Here is a 15,597-nt window from a genome sequence, read left to right on the forward strand (position 1 = left end):
ATATGGCAACGCTGCGCGAACTTATCATCAAAATTTCAGCTAATTCGCAGTCTTTTCAGTCTGAAATTGCCCGCGCTTCTCGCATGGGGTCTGATTATTACCGCATCATGGAACAGGGAGGGAGAAGGTCGGCCGCCGCCACGCGTGAAACAAGCCGCTCTCTTTCTGATTTGAATGCCCAACTGGCAACAGTCAGAACGTCAGCGCTTGGAATGGCGGGTGCATTTGCCGGGGCGTTTGCTACCGATAACCTGATAAGAATGGCCGACGGTTACAACTCACTTTCAGCCAGGGTTAAACTGGCAACGACAGACGCCCAGGATTTCGCAATCGCGCAGCGTGGATTAATGGATATCAGCCAGCGCACCGGCTCCGCGTTAGCCGATAATGCTGCGCTTTTCAGTAGAGCATCAAGCTCATTAAGAGAGTGGGGATTTGGTACCCAGGACATTCTGAAACTGACCGATGCGCTTGCCAACGGCTTGCAGGTTTCCGGCGCGTCAGCAGAAGAAACCTCTTCAATGATCGTGCAGCTATCTCAGGCTTTAGGGCGTGGTGTGCTGCGAGGCCAGGACTTTAACTCTGTGGCTCAGTCAGGTCAGCGAGTTATGAAAGCCCTGTCTGACGGCATGGGCGTTGCGCAAAAAGACCTTAAGGGAATGGCTGACGCGGGACAGTTGACCACAGACAAAATTGTACCGGCCTTGATCAGCCAGTTGGGCAAACTGAAAAGTGAGTTTGCCTCAATGCCAAACAGCGTAAGTGCAGCCTCAACCCGAATTTCCAATGCTTTCATGGAATGGGTGGGCGGTGCGAACCAGGCCACCGGGGCCACATCCGGTATTTCTGGCGTGATGGATAGCGTCGCAAAAAATATTGACTCAGTAGCCACTGCTGCGGGCGCACTGGTGGCGGTGGGTCTTGCTCGTTACATGGGAAATATAGCCAGCGGAGCTATTTCTTCCAGCGCGGGGCTAATCACAGCTGCGAAAAATGAAGCCGCCCTTGCACAGGCTCAGGTCCGGGGGACTCAAATCTCTACCGCCAGAGCCAGAGCAGCGGTTTATCGGGCACAGCAGGCACTTGCAGCAGCGCGCGGTACGGATGCGCAGGCTGCCGCTGAGAAAAGACTTACAGCAGCCCATTCTGTATTAACGCGAAACATTTCAGCCAGAACGACTGCACAAACAAACCTGAATAATGTTACTTCAGCAGGTTCCCGGTTAATGGGTGGCGCGCTTGGTCTTATCGGAGGTATACCCGGCCTGGTCATGTTAGGTGCGAGCGCATGGTTTGTTATGCATCAGCGGCAGGAGCAAGCCCGCGAATCGGCCAGAGCGTATATCGACACCTTAAATGAGGTTAAAGCGGCTGCGTCAGGTATGTCCTTGTCGCAGGCATCCGACAGTGAAGATAAAACCCGTCAATCACTTGCAGAGCAAAATCGTCTTATCGCCGAACAATCAGGCAGAGTCCGTAAACTTCAAAGTGAAGTTTCTGCCTATCAGCAGATGCTGGCAAAACCGGGGCCGACGGTCGGCGGTTTCATGATTAACAATCTGATGAGCCTTGACGATGCCGCGAAGGGGCTTGAGTCCTCTCTGTCATCGCTTGCCGTTGAGCAGGAAAGACTTTCTCAGATGCAGGCAAGGTCACAGGACATTCAGGATGTGCTCGCTGGGCTGGAAGGGCGAAGGGTAGCGCTAATCAGACAGCAGGCATCTGAGCAGAACGTTGCTTATCAATCCCTTTTATTGATGAACGTACAGCATTCTGAGTTGAACCGATTACTTTCTGTCGGGAATGGACTGCTTTCATCGCGAGAGGGTATGTCTGTTGCAGCACCTTTCAGGGTATCTCAGGCAGAGGTGAATGATAAGGATCAGGACGCTCTACTTACCAAACAACAGAATGCCGAACTGGCAGGTCTTACGGGGTTAGCGAAGGCGCGCCGACAGGCTGAGTTTGACCTGCAGAAAATGGGCCGCACAGGACCTGAAAACGCAACGTATGCCGGACAGTACCGTAAAGCCATTGAGGAAGAGTATCTTCAGAATCAGAAGCTTGCTGAGGCGAAGAAAGCAAACAGCAGCGCAACAAAAGAACAGGAGAAAGCAGAGCATTCGGCAGCCCGTATTGCCGAGGAATACAGTCGTAAAATTGACGATTTAAGTGTAGCTGTTGATGTTCAGAAGGTCCGGGCTAATGAGGGTGAGAAAGCTGCTGACCTTTATGCAGCAGCAAACCAGACAGGCGCAAAATGGACAGATGAACAGCGCAAGGCGATCAGAGCCTCTGCTGAAGAACTGGCTAAATGGACTCAGCGCGCAGACGATAATGTCAGGAAGCAGCACGAACAGGCAGATGCTCTCAGGGATCTGACTGATGCAGCGAGAAAATTCCGTGATGAGGCGACGCTTACGACGGAAACATCGGGCATGAGCACTCGCCAGCGCAGTCAGTTCGATGAGACACAGCAGATCAATCGTGTTTTTGTCAAAACCGACAGAGGCACCGAAGCATTCGCCCAGCGTGGTGCGGCGCTTGATGCTCTGGACAAAAAATATAAGGCCATTTCAGCAGCCGAGGCTGACTGGATGTCTGGGGTTTCACGCGGGTACGCAAACTGGTTCGATGAAATCAGCGACGTATCCGGTACCGTCTCTGATGGCGTTAAAACCACAATGGACAGTGCCTTTAGTAACGTAACCTCAATGCTGGAAGGTAACAAAGTCAGCTGGCGCTCCTGGGGGATTTCCGTTCTGCAGATTATCGAAAAGGTAGCTCTGCAGATGGCTGTCGTAAGCGCAATGGGTCGCGTTTCATCAGGTTCGGGCATCTTTGGCTCTCTTGTCGGCAGTGTCGGCAGCTTCTTTGGTGGCGGGTCTGGTGCTGCAGCAAGTACGGGTACGGCTGTTTCCAGCTATGGCGCTAACTTACAGTTCAATGCAAAGGGCGGTGTTTACGACTCGCCATCACTGAGTGCTTTCAGCAACGGGATCGTCAGAAATCCGACCATGTTCGCTTTTGCAAAAGGCGGGGCCGGGATTATGGGCGAGGCTGGACCGGAAGCAATCATGCCGCTTACCCGCGCACCTGATGGTTCTCTTGGTGTTCGTGCAGTCGGTGCTGGTGGCAGCCAGTCTGTATCTTCCGCGCCGCAGGTCTATATCACCATCGACGGCAACGGCAACACGTCAACCACCACCTCAGCGGGCCTGGAGCAATTCGGTGCAGATGTTGGCCGATTTGTTGATCAGCGATATAAGCAGAACGTCATGCGAGATATCAGCCCAGGTGGTGACATCTGGAACGCAATGAAAGGAACCCGATAAAAATGGCTATCGAAACTTTTTCATGGTGCCCGCGCATTAACGCTGAAGCTGATACGACGTTCAGGACCAGGAAAGCGAAGTTTGGTGATGGATATGAGCAGGTATCAGGTGACGGGTTAAACCCGAGAAGTCAGCAATGGACGCTTAATTTCACAGGGAATGAGTCTTATATCGCAGTCATTAAAACGTTTCTCGACAGGCACGGCGGCACTAAGGCGTTTCAATGGAAGCCGCCGCTGGAGGCGCTGGGGCTTTATCGCTGTGAAACCTATAAGCCTACCGGCCTGGGTGCCGGGAAATTCAACCTTGAAGCAACATTCATACAGGCATTCCGACCATGAGTCTTAACGCAGATTATCAGAAGCTCGAACCCGGCGATGAGGTCAGGCTGTTCGAAGTTGATGGCACAGCTTTTGGTACAGGTGAGGTGTTGCGGTTTCACAGTTACAGCCTCGCACACACTGAAGCGGAAATAACCGCTGCTGGCAGGGTAGAAAATAAACTGCCAGCAAAATCATTATGGTGGCAGGGGCAGGAGTATAAAGCGTGGCCCTGTCAGATTGAGGGGATCGAGGCCTCCACCAGTGGGAGCAGCGCACAACCCAAATTATCAGTAGCCAACCTCGACAGCTCCATCACGGCGCTGTGCCTGGCTTATGACGATATGCTGCAGGCGAAGGTAACTATCCACGACACGCTGGGTAAATATCTCGATGCGAAAAACTTCACTGGCGGCAATACGACGGCCGATCCGACACAGGAAAAGCTGAAGGTTTTCTATATCGATTCAAAGAGCAGTGAAACCAACGAGGTGGTTGTGTTCACGCTTTCCAGTCCGATGGATCTGCAGGGTCTGATGATACCGACGCGCCAGCTCCATTCTTTGTGCACCTGGTGCATTCGTAACAAATACCGTACCGGCGATGGTTGCGATTATGCAGGAACGCGCTATTTCGACAAAAACAACAAACCGGTCAGTGATCCTTCCCTTGACGAATGCAACGGTACTTTGACCGCCTGCAAACTTCGATTCGGGGAAAATAACGAACTGTCACACGGCGGGTTCGTAGGCACTTCCCTCATAAGGAGTTGATATGCGCAAAAAGACCGTCACGGCCATCATGGCACACGCTGCGGATGAGTATCCGCGCGAGTGCTGTGGCGTGGTCGCGCAGAAGAGCCGGGTAGAGCGATATTTTTCCTGCCGTAATCTGGCCGTGACTCCAGAGGACAACTTTGTCCTTTGCCCCGAGGACTACGCCGCCGCTGAGGAATGGGGGCCGGTGACCGCTATCGTTCACAGCCACCCCGATGCAACCACCCAGCCTAGCGAAACGGATAAGGCCATGTGTGACCTGAACGGGCTGCCCTGGCACATCGTCAGCTGGCCGGAAGGTGATTTGCGGACCATTATGCCGCGTGGAGAGATCCCTCTCATTGAGCGGCCTTTCGTCCTGGGCGTGTACGATTGCTGGGGGCTGGTGATGAGCTATTTCCGGCAGGCGCACGGGATCGAGCTGCATGACTACAGGGTGGATTACCCCTGGTGGGAGGACGAACATCCCGATAACTTCTATCAGGAATGCTGGTACGAATGCGGGTTCCGGGAGTTCGACGGCGCACCGCAGCCTGGTGATATGGTGATCATGCAGGTTCAGGCTAATAAGTGGAATCACGCCGGTATCCTGCTGGAGGGCAATATGTTGCTGCACCACCTGTATGGTCATCTGAGCCAGCGCGTGCCTTATGGTGGCTACTGGCAGGAACGGACGATGAAGGTTCTACGTTATAAGGACCTATGCTAACCTTCCCCTAACATTCTGAGGGAGTAAGGATATGAGAAAATTATTTTTATTTTTTGCAGTGTTGGGAATAATTGGTTGTTCAACAAGTGTAACCCCTCCAAGCCAAGCTTCATTTGCGCCATCTGACAGAGTTTTTAAATTTCAGCAAATGGATAGCACCCAGTCTATTACTGTAGTCAGAGATAGCGGATTTATAGGTGGTGGATGTTTTGCATCCGTTTATATCGATGGCCAGTTGTCTGCGAAGTTAGAACCAAAAGAAAAAGTAAGGTTTTATTTACCTAGGGGTGAACATGCTGTAGGTGCTGCCTTGGATGGGAGGGGTTTGTGTGGTGCAAATGAAGCAAGACAAGAGCGCTACATAAACTTAGGTGAGGGAGAAAATAAGTATGTGCGAGTTTTCATTGATGAAGGTGGAGATTTTGATATAAGACCGACCACCTTAAAATAGATATTTTATAAATAAAAACCTGCTCAGGCAGGTTTTTTGATGGGGGTAAAATATGACAGAGGTTTTGTCTCAAATTGAACTCGGTGGGCCATTGGGGAAAATATTTGGTAAAATCCATCATAGGTTGATCTCTAAAGTAAGTGAAGCTGGTATCGCCCTCGCAAAAACCATTCCTGGTTTTGAAAGCTATATGATAAGCAGTAAAAGACGTGGGCTTACCTTTGCCATCTTCAAAGGGAAGAAAAATATTGGAGTAGACGACCTCGGTTTCCCGGTAACTGGTGAGGTTATCAGAATCGTTCCAGTAATCATCGGAAGTAAAAAGGCTGGCTTATTGCAGACCATTCTTGGCGCAGTAATCATTGCTGCATCAGCAATCGGTAGTTATTTTGCGCCGGGCAACCCGATTTCTGCATTTGGATATAAGTTCGGTGCTGCCATGATCTTGGGCGGGGTTGTTCAGATGCTGTCCCCGCAACCTACAGGCCTAGCCAGCAAACAGGATGCCGATAACCGGGCCTCTTATGCATTTGGCGGAGTAACCAACACTGCAGCGCAGGGATATCCGGTGCCGCTACTTTACGGGCGTCGGCGAATCGGCGGGGCGATTATTTCAGCCGGAATTTACGTCGAAGATCAGCAGTAAAAATAATCCTTTCATTCAGGCCACCTTCCGGTGGTTTTTTTATGGGCGCAATATGACAAACGCAACCGCTATCAGGGGCCGCAAGGGCGGCGGCTCGAGTTCCCGGACTCCCACCGAGCAGCCAGACGATCTGCAGTCAGTAGCAAAAGCGAAAATCCTTGTTGCGCTTGGCGAAGGGGAGTTTTCCGGTCAGCTAACCGGCAAAAATATTTATCTGGATGGCACAGCACTTGAGAATGCAGACGGCTCGCAAAACTTCAGTGGTGTTACGTGGGAGTTTCGTCCTGGTACTCAGGCGCAGAAATACATCCAGGGCATACCCGGCACGGAAAACGAGATCAGCGTGGGTACCGAAGTATCAAGCGCGACTGCCTGGACGCGCACGTTTACTAATACTCAGCTCTCAGCGGTTCGTCTGCGCCTGAAATGGCCCTCTCTTTTTAAACAGGAGGACGACGGCGATCTGGTCGGAAACTCGGTTAACTACGCAATCGACCTGCAGACCAACGGGGGCTCCTGGCAGACGGTGTTGAATACCAGCGTTACTGGTAAAACTACATCAGGTTATGAGCGCAGCCACCGTATCGATCTCCCGCAGGCGGGCAGCACCTGGACTATTCGCCTGCGCAAGCTTACCGCTGATGCAAACAGCGCAAAGATTGGCGACACGATGACGCTGCAGAGCTTCACCGAAGTGATAGATGCGAAACTGCGCTACCCGAACACCGCTCTGCTTTATATCGAATTCGACTCAAGCCAATTTAACGGCGCTATCCCGCAAATCTCCTGCGAGCCACGCGGGCGCGTGATCCGCGTACCAGACACCTACAACCCGGAAACCCGCACCTATACTGGCACATGGACCGGTGCGTTTAAGTGGGCGTGGACCGATAACCCGGCATGGATTTTTTACGATCTGGTGGTTTCAGATCGGTTTGGCCTGGGGCACAGGCTCACCGCAGCGAATATCGACAAATGGACGCTGTATCAGGTGGCCCAGTATTGCGATCAACTGGTGCCGGACGGTAAGGGAGGCAGCGGTACCGAGCCGCGATACATCTGCAACGTGTACATTCAGGAGCGAAACGACGCCTACACCGTTCTTCGTGATTTTGCGGCCATATTTCGGGGCATGACTTACTGGGGCGGTGATCAGATTGTGGCGCTGGCGGATATGCCCCGCGATGTGGATTACAGCTACACCCGCGCGAACGTGATTAATGGCCGCTTTACCTACTCCAGCAGCACGACTAAAACACGCTATACCACCGCGCTGGTCTCCTGGTCTGATCCCTCAAACGCATACGCTGATGCGATGGAGCCTGTATTTGAGCAGGCGCTGGTTGCGCGTTACGGGTTTAACCAGCTTGAAATGACAGCCATAGGCTGCACCCGCCAGTCGGAGGCTAATCGTAAAGGCCGCTGGGGCATTCTGACCAACAACAAGGATCGTGTCGTATCGTTTGACGTCGGTCTGGATGGCAACATTCCTCAACCCGGATACATCATCGCCGTTGCTGATGAAATGTTGTCCGGTAAGGTCACCGGCGGGCGCATCAGTGCAGTGAATGGCCGGGTGATCACCCTTGACCGCGCGCCGGATGCGAAGGCAGGTCACCGCCTTATTCTCAACCTCCCGTCTGGCGCATCGCAGGCACGCACAATCCAGGCAGTTAACGGAAAAGCAGTAACTGTCAGCACCGCCTATAGCGAAACGCCGCAGGCGGAAAGCGTGTGGGTTGTGGAATCCAACGAGCTTTATGCCCAGCAATATCGGGTGATCAGCATCAGCGACAATAACGATGGGACGTTCACTGTTACCGGCGCGTCTCACGATCCTGATAAGTATGCCCGCATAGATACGGGAGCCATTGTTGACCAGCGCCCGGTGAGCGTCATACCTCCCGGTAACCAGTCGCCACCGGCTAATATTGTGATCAGCTCGTTTTCAGTGGTTCAGCAGAATATCAGTGTCGAAACCATGCGTGTGAGCTGGGATCAGGTACAGAACGCCATCGCCTATGAAGCCCAGTGGCGACGCAACGATGGGAACTGGGTCAACGTGCCGCGCAGTTCTACCACGTCTTTCGACGTGCCGGGGATTTATACCGGACGATACCTGGTACGTGTTCGCGCCATCAACGCCGCCGAGATTTCATCCGGGTGGGGATATTCAGCAGAGAAAACACTTACGGGCAAAGTGGGCAATCCGCCAAAGCCAGTGGGGTTTGCAGCCTCTGACAACGTTCTTTTCGGGATTGAGCTGAACTGGGGGTTCCCGGCCAATACGGACGATACGCTGAAAACGGAAATCCAGTACAGCCCAACCGGGAGCGCGGATAATGCGCTGTTGTTGGCTGATGTGCCATATCCCCAGCACAGATACCAGCAGATGGGGCTTAAGGCGGGACAGATATTCTGGTACCGCGCGCAGCTGGTTGATCGGACGGGTAACGAATCTGGCTACACCAACTGGGTGCGCGGGATGTCGAGCGATCAGGCCAGCGATTATCTGGACGCCATTAAAGACCAGGTACTACTGGCAGAAGATGGCAAGGCATTAACGGGGCAAATCGACTTCAACATCGCAGGCATTCTGCAGAACACCCTGGCTGGCATTCAGGGGGCGAAAATCACTTTCCAGCAGTTCGGTACAGCGTATGCGGAAATCTCAAACGCACAGATACTAATTGCAGATGCAAACCAGGCGTTTGCGCAGTTCCAGGAGCTGGTTGCTGTTCAGTTTGCTGATAATGCAGCAGAAATTTATGAGGTTAAAACAGCTCAGGCAACGGCTGATCAGGCTTTTGCTGAATATAAAGTTACAGTGGCGGCCGACTTTAAAGGCGTGAACAGCAGCATCACCACCATTCAACAAGCTCAGGCAAGCGCAGACCAGGCTTTCGCGCAGTACCAGCAGCAGGTAACGGCTAAGTTTTCGGATCAGCAGTCAGCTATCAACGAGAAGATGACCGCATACGCTGATGCTAACAGCGCCAATGCAATTTATACCCTGAAGGCTGGGGTGAAATATAACGGCAATTACTATGATGCCGGGATAAGCGTTGCAGTCATTGCGAATGGAAACGCCATTACCACCCGTGTGGCGATTAATGCCAATGAGTTCGTGATGCTGTCCGGCAACGGAACCGCAAATATGTACTCACCGTTCGCTATTGTTGGTGGCCAGGTGTTCCTGAACAGTGCATTCATCCAGGAAGGAACAATCACCAGCGCTATGATTGCGGGCTATATCCAATCAACCAACTACGTTCCCGGCTCGGTTGGCTGGCGACTGGATAAAGGAGGGGTTTTCGAAAACAACGGGGCAGTGGCCGGACAGGGTTCGATGCGGCAGACAAACCAGAAAATCAGCGTGCGTGATGCCAATGGCGTCTTGCGAGTCCAGATCGGTTATCTCGACGGGGTATTCTGATGGCATTCGGTATTCAGACCTGGGGCGCTAATGGTGCCCCTAATAACTACGGCATCAAGCCGGTTTCCGTTGTCGGTCGTATTCCACTGAACGAGGGGCAGACTTCCGGCAACTGGTCGTTCACCATTCCTGCTGGTATGAAAGTTGGATTTGCTGTGTCTCTGGATAAAGGAGCGGTTTCGGTTGGCCGCCGGATTGTTGCGAACGGTAATACCATTACCCTCAGCGCAGCCAGTAGTGTCGGAGTTGGTAACTATCCTGCTTCTGAGTGCGAGCTCATTGTTTTCATGGAGAAAGCGTAATGGCAGGTTTTGGCGCGCTGATTGTTCTGGAGAACGGCAATCCCTTTATCACCCCTAATTCAACCCCGTTCTGCCTGTACCAAAAGGTCACGGTAAATTCGGCCAATACAGGCGGGAACTATCAGGGGGCCAGCGTCGATATCCCCATTGATGCAAGCTACCCGGCGATAGTGTTTTGCAAAACCTCCAACGCGGCGACGGTAGGGGCTACCAGAGTTGGTAACGTAATCAAGGTAGGTTCGAGTAGTCCGAGTGGGCTGGTCCACACGCTCACAGCATATGTGTTCGCTATTTTCCCGCAGAATCTGCCTGCCTGGGGTATGGCGATATGGGACGAGAATAGAAAACTTGTTCTCACCAATGAAAGCCGGGTACTGAGTGACCTCGTTACCATTGGAACACCGGGGAATAATGGGGGGATTAATATAGACCAGACACTATCTGGCTCTTATGCCATTGCCCCGGCCATTCTTGGATCTTCGCTGTATCAGATAATGGTGCAGGGCCAGCCTGTCATAGTTAACGTAACGGCGTACGCCGGTGCTTTGTTTAATGGCTCGATAACACGGATATCACCGGTGGGTAACCAAATCGGGCAGGGCAGTCCTGCTGGAGGAACCAATACCGGTATCGCGATTACCGCCATTAACACCGCAGCATACGATTAAGCCAAAACAGTAATCCTCTCCCGAAATTTATCTGAATTACATAACCCAGCTCAGGCTGGGTTTTTCTATGGAGCAAATATGTCCGCAGGCACAATCAGGCTTACTAACGGCTCTACTGCAGTTGTCGGTACCGGCACTGCATTCACCTCCGATCTGAAATCAGGTGACGTTATTACCGCAACAGTCGGAGGGATATTCTTCACGCTGTTTGTTGACGTCGTGACGAGTAACACAGCTCTCACCTTGTCCGATCCATTCACCGGGCCAACAACTTCCGGGCTGGCCTGGGTTGCCGTTCCGCAACTGGCGCTTAACCGCATTACCGCTGCCCTGGCTGCGCAAACTGCTGAGTCGGTGCGACGGGTGCTGCAGGAGAATGCGAACTGGCAGGCTTTTTATTCTGGCACTGGTGATATTACTGTTACGCTCCCTGACGGTTCGCCAGCGGGGCGTCCGTTAAACGGGCCTTCATGGGCAAAGATTGCTGGGCTTACCACGGCTGCCCAGCAATGGCGTGGGCTTTTGCCTACGGCTGCAAACATCAATAACTATGGGCCAACGGCTGATTATATTGGAAAATGGGGTAAATTTTCATCGGTTAATGCGACGATTGCCTTTGGTTTCCCGGAGGATAGTGCTGTCGGCGACCTTGAGGTAATCCCATACAATCAGTTTGGTGGAGCCCAGCGCTATGTGGTTCGCGGAGGGAGAATGTATCTCCGCAACCTCACTGCCGCCTGGAATGGTGTTGATGGCCCGTGGTCTGATTGGTACGAGATTGGTGGACTGAGTTCTAACAAACCCCTTTCCAGTGCTGTGACGAGCCTGTCAGACCCTGTTGCTTTCGCGCAGAACACAACGTACGTGTTATCCGGCACGCGCACAGATAGCCCGGCAGGGCTGACATCCGGTCAGAACAATGCGATCATTATGTCTGTGCGTCGGGCTGGCGGGACGATCATGGGCCTGCATCAGACGCTCTTCACCACCGTCGGCACTTACGAGCGCTACGGCTCACCTAACACAGCCACAGGATGGACATCAGTAACATGGTATAACGGCGGCGATGCCAATGGCTGGCGCTTAGTCGGTGCTGATGCTATGGCGGCGATTGGGCTGGGGGTGGCAACTCAGGTGACTGCGCCCTCTGCTTTTGACTGGCAACAGGCTGATTTTGTCTCTGGTCAAAACCAGTTGGTAAACGTTACCGGATGGCTTAATCCTCCATCAGGAATGAGCAACCCAGCAGGTGATGTGGTGAGTGTTTTTTGCGTCCTGGCACGAAATACTTCAAATCGATTTGTTGTTCGCGTTACATCTCAATCCACTACGGCAATATATAAATATGATTACACCATTGTCATTGCTGGCGCGAAAGGATCAAGAGTATTCACTCTAACGCAGAACTATACCAGTGACCCTACAACTGTCATCCCCATCAACAATGGCGGCACTGGCGGCAAAACAGCTGCTGAGGCGCGAACCAACATTGGCGTAGCATATGGCGATGTAGCTGGTACAGTGGTTCAGGGTAACGACTCAAGGCTCAATAACCTTGGCCTCTATACCTTTGGAACTAACGTAGCGCAATCGCCTGGAGGATGGTCTGTAAAGGCAACTACTCTCATTGGGTGGGGCGCGCTTCTTAACGCTAAGGGCGCTTATTCCCTTGATGACGTTAACGCTGGAAACACCGGGAGTTTCTACTCTCTTCTTAGTTCAAAATCGAGCAATGGCACACTGGCAACCGCCACTTATCATCTCGGGGTCGCTGGGCCAACTGCCGGGCAGTATGCCGAAATGTACATGGCTGGTATTTCTGACTCCGGTACGATTGCCAGGCTTTCAGTTAAATGTAGCCGCAGTGATGTTTATTTCTACGTTGGAACAAATTCAGCTACTGATACTTACGCTTTAAACAAAACCATCGTTTCAGACCGCGAATTAAAAGACGATATTGTATACACCGAAGATGCAGCAGATGAAGCGCTGAGTAACATTGATGCGATGCTGCCAACCAAATTCGTGTTTAAGACTGACGATCAGAAGCGTGAGCGTCGAGGAGTCATCGCTCAGGATCTGCAAGAAATCAGCGCTGAGTACGTCAAGAAAATGGAGTGGACCGGTGATGATGGTGAGCAGCGTGAGCAGTTGCGACTTGATAACAATGCCCTACTGGTCGATGCTCTGCTGGCTATCCACGCCCTAAGCGCCAGGGTTAAGGAGCTTGAGGCGAAGCTCCCAGATAATTATCCAGAGGCAGCGGGGTCGGAGGCAGTAGAGTCAGGGGTGGAAGATTCCACTCAAGACAGTCATAAGACCGAGTGATAAGAAAGAGCTTAATTAGCCCATTTTTACTCACTCAGTTCGTGGGTGCTCATCTCTTATGGCAGGATTCAACTTGTGAGTCAGAAGATCACCCGGATGTTCAGCCGGAATTATCAATAGGCATAGCCGCCTTGATCTGCACCCCTTTTAAAACTGCTGTATATAAAAACAGTGAAAGGGAGTGCAGATCATGCCCCGCCCATACGAAATACGTGCCGCCTTTGTGGCGGCCATCCAGCTCAACCCGAAAGGGTATCAGTGCTTACACACAGCAGACTTCATCTGCGAACTGGCGAAGGTGAACTGGCACTTCTCCTTGGCAGACGGCAACGAGTGGATCGAGCGTTATCAGCCAGATTTCGTGGACAAGACACCTGATTTCAGCGAGAACCGTTACTGGATGCTACGCAATATGGGGAGGGTCAACTAGTGGGCTTCCCTTCACCGGCAACCGACTATATCGAACAGCGGCTTACACCAGCTAGTATCTGCATGACGCCTGACAGCCGTATCCTTGAGACGTCGGCTGGCTACGCGATCATCGTACCTGTCACCAAGCTGGCGCAGGGTGATGCTCTGCTAATCCTCAGCGGCGGGCGGAAACAGTTCGCAAAGCTCATGGGGCAGTCACTAATTTGCGACGACGGCGAAGCGATCGAGGGCGTGGCGCTGACAGAGGTCGATGTCCTAGGGCGGGTCACGTACTTCATTACTCAGATTTATGATGATGGCAGGGTGGTTTAAGACACGGTGCGCATTAAGTGTAGCTGGTGAGGTTTCCTCTTAAAGTTTAACGTCCGCTGTGAGCGAAAAGCGGACGCCCGCATAGCGTGAACAGGCGTCCGATATTTTGATGTGGGCAGATTACTTAACTCGCTTCCCCGTTTCGTCAATGACCTTCTCGCCATCCTCTTTGGTAAACGCTCCTTTCTGACCTTCCGGTAGAATATCCAACACTATTTCTGAAGGGCGGCAAAGACGAGTGCCAAGCGGCGTAACGACTATCGGCCGATTAATCAGGATCGGATGTTGAAGCATGGAATCAATCAACTGCTCATCACTAAATTTCTCTTCATCAAGACCCAGGTGTTCATAAGGTTCAACATTCTTACGCAGTAACGCACGCACCGTAATTCCCATATCTGAAATAAGTTTAATCAGCTCATTACGGGTCGGTGGCGTATCGAGATAATAAATTATCGTCGGTTCGTTGCCACTGTTACGGATCATCTCCAGCGTGTTGCGAGAAGTGCCGCAGGCAGGGTTGTGATAGATGGTAATGTTGCTCATATCTGTGTCTCATTACAAAGTGATGGAGAGCCGCACTGCCAGCGCGGCCAAAGTGACAAACAGCACGGGCAGAGTCATGATAATGCCGGTGCGGAAGTAATATCCCCAGGTAATCGTTATATTTTTCTGGGCAAGCACATGCAGCCAAAGCAGGGTTGCCAGGCTGCCAATCGGGGTAATTTTCGGGCCTAAATCGCAGCCAATCACGTTGGCGTAAATCATAGCCTCTTTGACGACGCCAGTCGCCGTACTCCCGTCAATCGACAGTGCGCCAATCAGCACCGTCGGCATATTGTTCATCACCGACGAGAGGAACGCGGTCAGGAAGCCGGTGCCGAACGTTGCTGCCCATAACCCCTTTTCTGCCAGTAGGTTCAGCACGTCAGACAGAGACTCCGTGAGTCCTGCATTGCGCAGGCCATAGACCACCAGGTACATGCCCAGCGAGAAAATAACGATCTGCCATGGCGCACCACGCAGGACTTTTCCGGTATTGATGGCATGACCTCTTTTCGCCACTATAAACAGTACTGCTGCGCCTGTAGCCGCTATCGCACTGACCGGGATCCCCAGAGGCTCCAGAACAAAGAAACCGACAAGCAGCAATAACAGAACAATCCAGCCCGCCCTGAACGTTGCCGGATCTTTTATCACACTGACAGGCGTCTTCAGCAGCGAAACGTCATACGTCGCCGGAATGTCCCTGCGGAAGAAGAGATGCAGCATGGCCAGCGTGGCCGCAATCGCTGCCACATCTACGGGGATCATAACGGAGGCATACTGCGTAAAGCCCAGACCGAAAAAGTCCGCCGAGACGATATTCACCAGGTTAGAAACAATGAGCGGCAGGCTGGCCGTATCTGCAATAAATCCTGCGGCCATGACAAAGGCCAGTGTCGTGCTCTGGCTGAATCCCAGTGCGAGCAGCATCGCAATTACAATCGGCGTCAGGATCAGCGCGGCGCCGTCATTGGCAAACAACGCAGCAACAGCGGCACCAAGCAAGACTATCCAGGTAAACAAAAGGCGGCCACGTCCGTTACCCCAGCGGGAGACGTGCAGTGCGGCCCATTCAAAGAACCCGGACTCATCGAGCAGCAGGCTGATGATGATGACCGCAATAAATGCCGCTGTCGCGTTCCAGACGATATTCCAGACAACGGGAATATCAGCGATATGGATGACTCCGGTTCCCAGCGCCAGCGCAGCTCCGATACTCGCGCTCCAGCCAATACTCAGACCTTTGGGTTGCCAAATCACCAGTACCAGCGTCAGTAAAAATATACTCCCTGCCAAAAACATTTCAGACTCCATTATATATGATTATGTGAATGTG

The 15,597-nt window shown here is 52.4% G+C and carries 14 protein-coding genes; 12 read left to right on the forward strand and 2 right to left on the reverse strand.

The genetic code is table 11. From position 1 onward, the window contains the following. Window positions 1-2: 2 nt before the first annotated feature. The 12 genes from M8013_RS20810 (at window position 3) to M8013_RS20865 (ending at window position 13,715) form a co-directional block, all read left to right on the forward strand. The gene (locus tag M8013_RS20810; protein ID WP_271269669.1) at window positions 3-3,335 is read left to right on the forward strand and encodes a phage tail tape measure protein; all 3,333 of its coding nucleotides are present in this window, start codon (window positions 3-5) and stop codon (window positions 3,333-3,335) included. 2 nt (window positions 3,336-3,337) lie between these two features. Continuing rightward, window positions 3,338-3,676, forward strand: coding sequence for a phage tail protein (locus M8013_RS20815; protein ID WP_271269670.1), 339 nt, complete (start codon window positions 3,338-3,340; stop codon window positions 3,674-3,676). Continuing rightward, window positions 3,673-4,428: a phage minor tail protein L gene (locus M8013_RS20820; protein ID WP_271269671.1), complete on the forward strand. Its 756-nt coding sequence runs from the start codon at window positions 3,673-3,675 to the stop codon at window positions 4,426-4,428. Before M8013_RS20815 ends, M8013_RS20820 begins: the two co-directional genes overlap by 4 nt. Before the next feature lies 1 nt (window position 4,429). After that, window positions 4,430-5,140, forward strand: coding sequence for a C40 family peptidase (locus M8013_RS20825; RefSeq protein WP_271269672.1), 711 nt, complete (start codon window positions 4,430-4,432; stop codon window positions 5,138-5,140). A 31-nt stretch (window positions 5,141-5,171) separates the two neighbouring features. Continuing rightward, entirely contained in the window at window positions 5,172-5,591 is a 420-nt protein-coding gene (locus M8013_RS20830) for a hypothetical protein (protein WP_271269673.1), read from the forward strand. Window positions 5,592-5,643: 52 nt separating this feature from the next. After that, window positions 5,644-6,237, forward strand: coding sequence for a tail assembly protein (locus M8013_RS20835; protein ID WP_271269674.1), 594 nt, complete (start codon window positions 5,644-5,646; stop codon window positions 6,235-6,237). A 52-nt stretch (window positions 6,238-6,289) separates the two neighbouring features. Continuing rightward, the gene (locus M8013_RS20840; protein ID WP_271269675.1) at window positions 6,290-9,673 is read left to right on the forward strand and encodes a TipJ family phage tail tip protein; all 3,384 of its coding nucleotides are present in this window, start codon (window positions 6,290-6,292) and stop codon (window positions 9,671-9,673) included. After that, complete coding sequence (locus tag M8013_RS20845) at window positions 9,673-9,975, forward strand: hypothetical protein (protein WP_271269676.1); 303 nt, start codon at window positions 9,673-9,675, stop codon at window positions 9,973-9,975. Before M8013_RS20840 ends, M8013_RS20845 begins: the two co-directional genes overlap by 1 nt. After that, window positions 9,975-10,643: a hypothetical protein gene (locus M8013_RS20850; RefSeq protein ID WP_271269677.1), complete on the forward strand. Its 669-nt coding sequence runs from the start codon at window positions 9,975-9,977 to the stop codon at window positions 10,641-10,643. The genes M8013_RS20845 and M8013_RS20850 overlap by 1 nt, the downstream gene beginning before the upstream one ends. Before the next feature lie 78 nt (window positions 10,644-10,721). Then, window positions 10,722-12,971, forward strand: coding sequence for a pyocin knob domain-containing S74 family peptidase (locus tag M8013_RS20855; protein WP_271269678.1), 2,250 nt, complete (start codon window positions 10,722-10,724; stop codon window positions 12,969-12,971). A 190-nt stretch (window positions 12,972-13,161) separates the two neighbouring features. Further along, window positions 13,162-13,401 (forward strand): hypothetical protein, encoded by a 240-nt coding sequence (locus M8013_RS20860; RefSeq protein WP_271269679.1) that lies wholly within the window; start codon window positions 13,162-13,164, stop codon window positions 13,399-13,401. After that, entirely contained in the window at window positions 13,401-13,715 is a 315-nt protein-coding gene (locus M8013_RS20865; RefSeq protein ID WP_271269680.1) for a hypothetical protein, read from the forward strand. The genes M8013_RS20860 and M8013_RS20865 overlap by 1 nt, the downstream gene beginning before the upstream one ends. Before the next feature lie 120 nt (window positions 13,716-13,835). On the opposite strand, the gene arsC is transcribed toward M8013_RS20865, so the two are convergent. Beyond that, the gene (arsC, locus tag M8013_RS20870) at window positions 13,836-14,261 is read right to left on the reverse strand and encodes a glutaredoxin-dependent arsenate reductase (RefSeq protein WP_271269681.1); all 426 of its coding nucleotides are present in this window, start codon (window positions 14,259-14,261) and stop codon (window positions 13,836-13,838) included. A gap of 12 nt (window positions 14,262-14,273) precedes the next feature. Then, window positions 14,274-15,563, reverse strand: a complete 1,290-nt coding sequence (locus tag M8013_RS20875) for an arsenic transporter (RefSeq protein ID WP_271269682.1) — start codon at window positions 15,561-15,563, stop codon at window positions 14,274-14,276. Window positions 15,564-15,597 lie beyond the last annotated feature (34 nt).

Origin of the sequence: Silvania confinis (assembly GCF_025564085.1) — a bacterium.
Taxonomy (GTDB): Bacteria; Pseudomonadota; Gammaproteobacteria; order Enterobacterales; family Enterobacteriaceae; genus Enterobacter; species Enterobacter confinis.

What these genes read in the sequence shown, in the direction of transcription:
- M8013_RS20810 (WP_271269669.1), top strand. Translation starts at nt 3, where the DNA reads ATGGCAACGCTGCGCGAACTTATCATCAAAATTTCAGCTAATTCGCAG.
- M8013_RS20815 (WP_271269670.1), top strand. Translation starts at nt 3,338, where the DNA reads ATGGCTATCGAAACTTTTTCATGGTGCCCGCGCATTAACGCTGAAGCT.
- M8013_RS20820 (WP_271269671.1), top strand. Translation starts at nt 3,673, where the DNA reads ATGAGTCTTAACGCAGATTATCAGAAGCTCGAACCCGGCGATGAGGTC.
- M8013_RS20825 (WP_271269672.1), top strand. Translation starts at nt 4,430, where the DNA reads ATGCGCAAAAAGACCGTCACGGCCATCATGGCACACGCTGCGGATGAG.
- M8013_RS20830 (WP_271269673.1), top strand. Translation starts at nt 5,172, where the DNA reads ATGAGAAAATTATTTTTATTTTTTGCAGTGTTGGGAATAATTGGTTGT.
- M8013_RS20835 (WP_271269674.1), top strand. Translation starts at nt 5,644, where the DNA reads ATGACAGAGGTTTTGTCTCAAATTGAACTCGGTGGGCCATTGGGGAAA.
- M8013_RS20840 (WP_271269675.1), top strand. Translation starts at nt 6,290, where the DNA reads ATGACAAACGCAACCGCTATCAGGGGCCGCAAGGGCGGCGGCTCGAGT.
- M8013_RS20845 (WP_271269676.1), top strand. Translation starts at nt 9,673, where the DNA reads ATGGCATTCGGTATTCAGACCTGGGGCGCTAATGGTGCCCCTAATAAC.
- M8013_RS20850 (WP_271269677.1), top strand. Translation starts at nt 9,975, where the DNA reads ATGGCAGGTTTTGGCGCGCTGATTGTTCTGGAGAACGGCAATCCCTTT.
- M8013_RS20855 (WP_271269678.1), top strand. Translation starts at nt 10,722, where the DNA reads ATGTCCGCAGGCACAATCAGGCTTACTAACGGCTCTACTGCAGTTGTC.
- M8013_RS20860 (WP_271269679.1), top strand. Translation starts at nt 13,162, where the DNA reads ATGCCCCGCCCATACGAAATACGTGCCGCCTTTGTGGCGGCCATCCAG.
- arsC (WP_271269681.1), bottom strand. Translation starts at nt 14,261, where the DNA reads ATGAGCAACATTACCATCTATCACAACCCTGCCTGCGGCACTTCTCGC.
- M8013_RS20875 (WP_271269682.1), bottom strand. Translation starts at nt 15,563, where the DNA reads ATGTTTTTGGCAGGGAGTATATTTTTACTGACGCTGGTACTGGTGATT.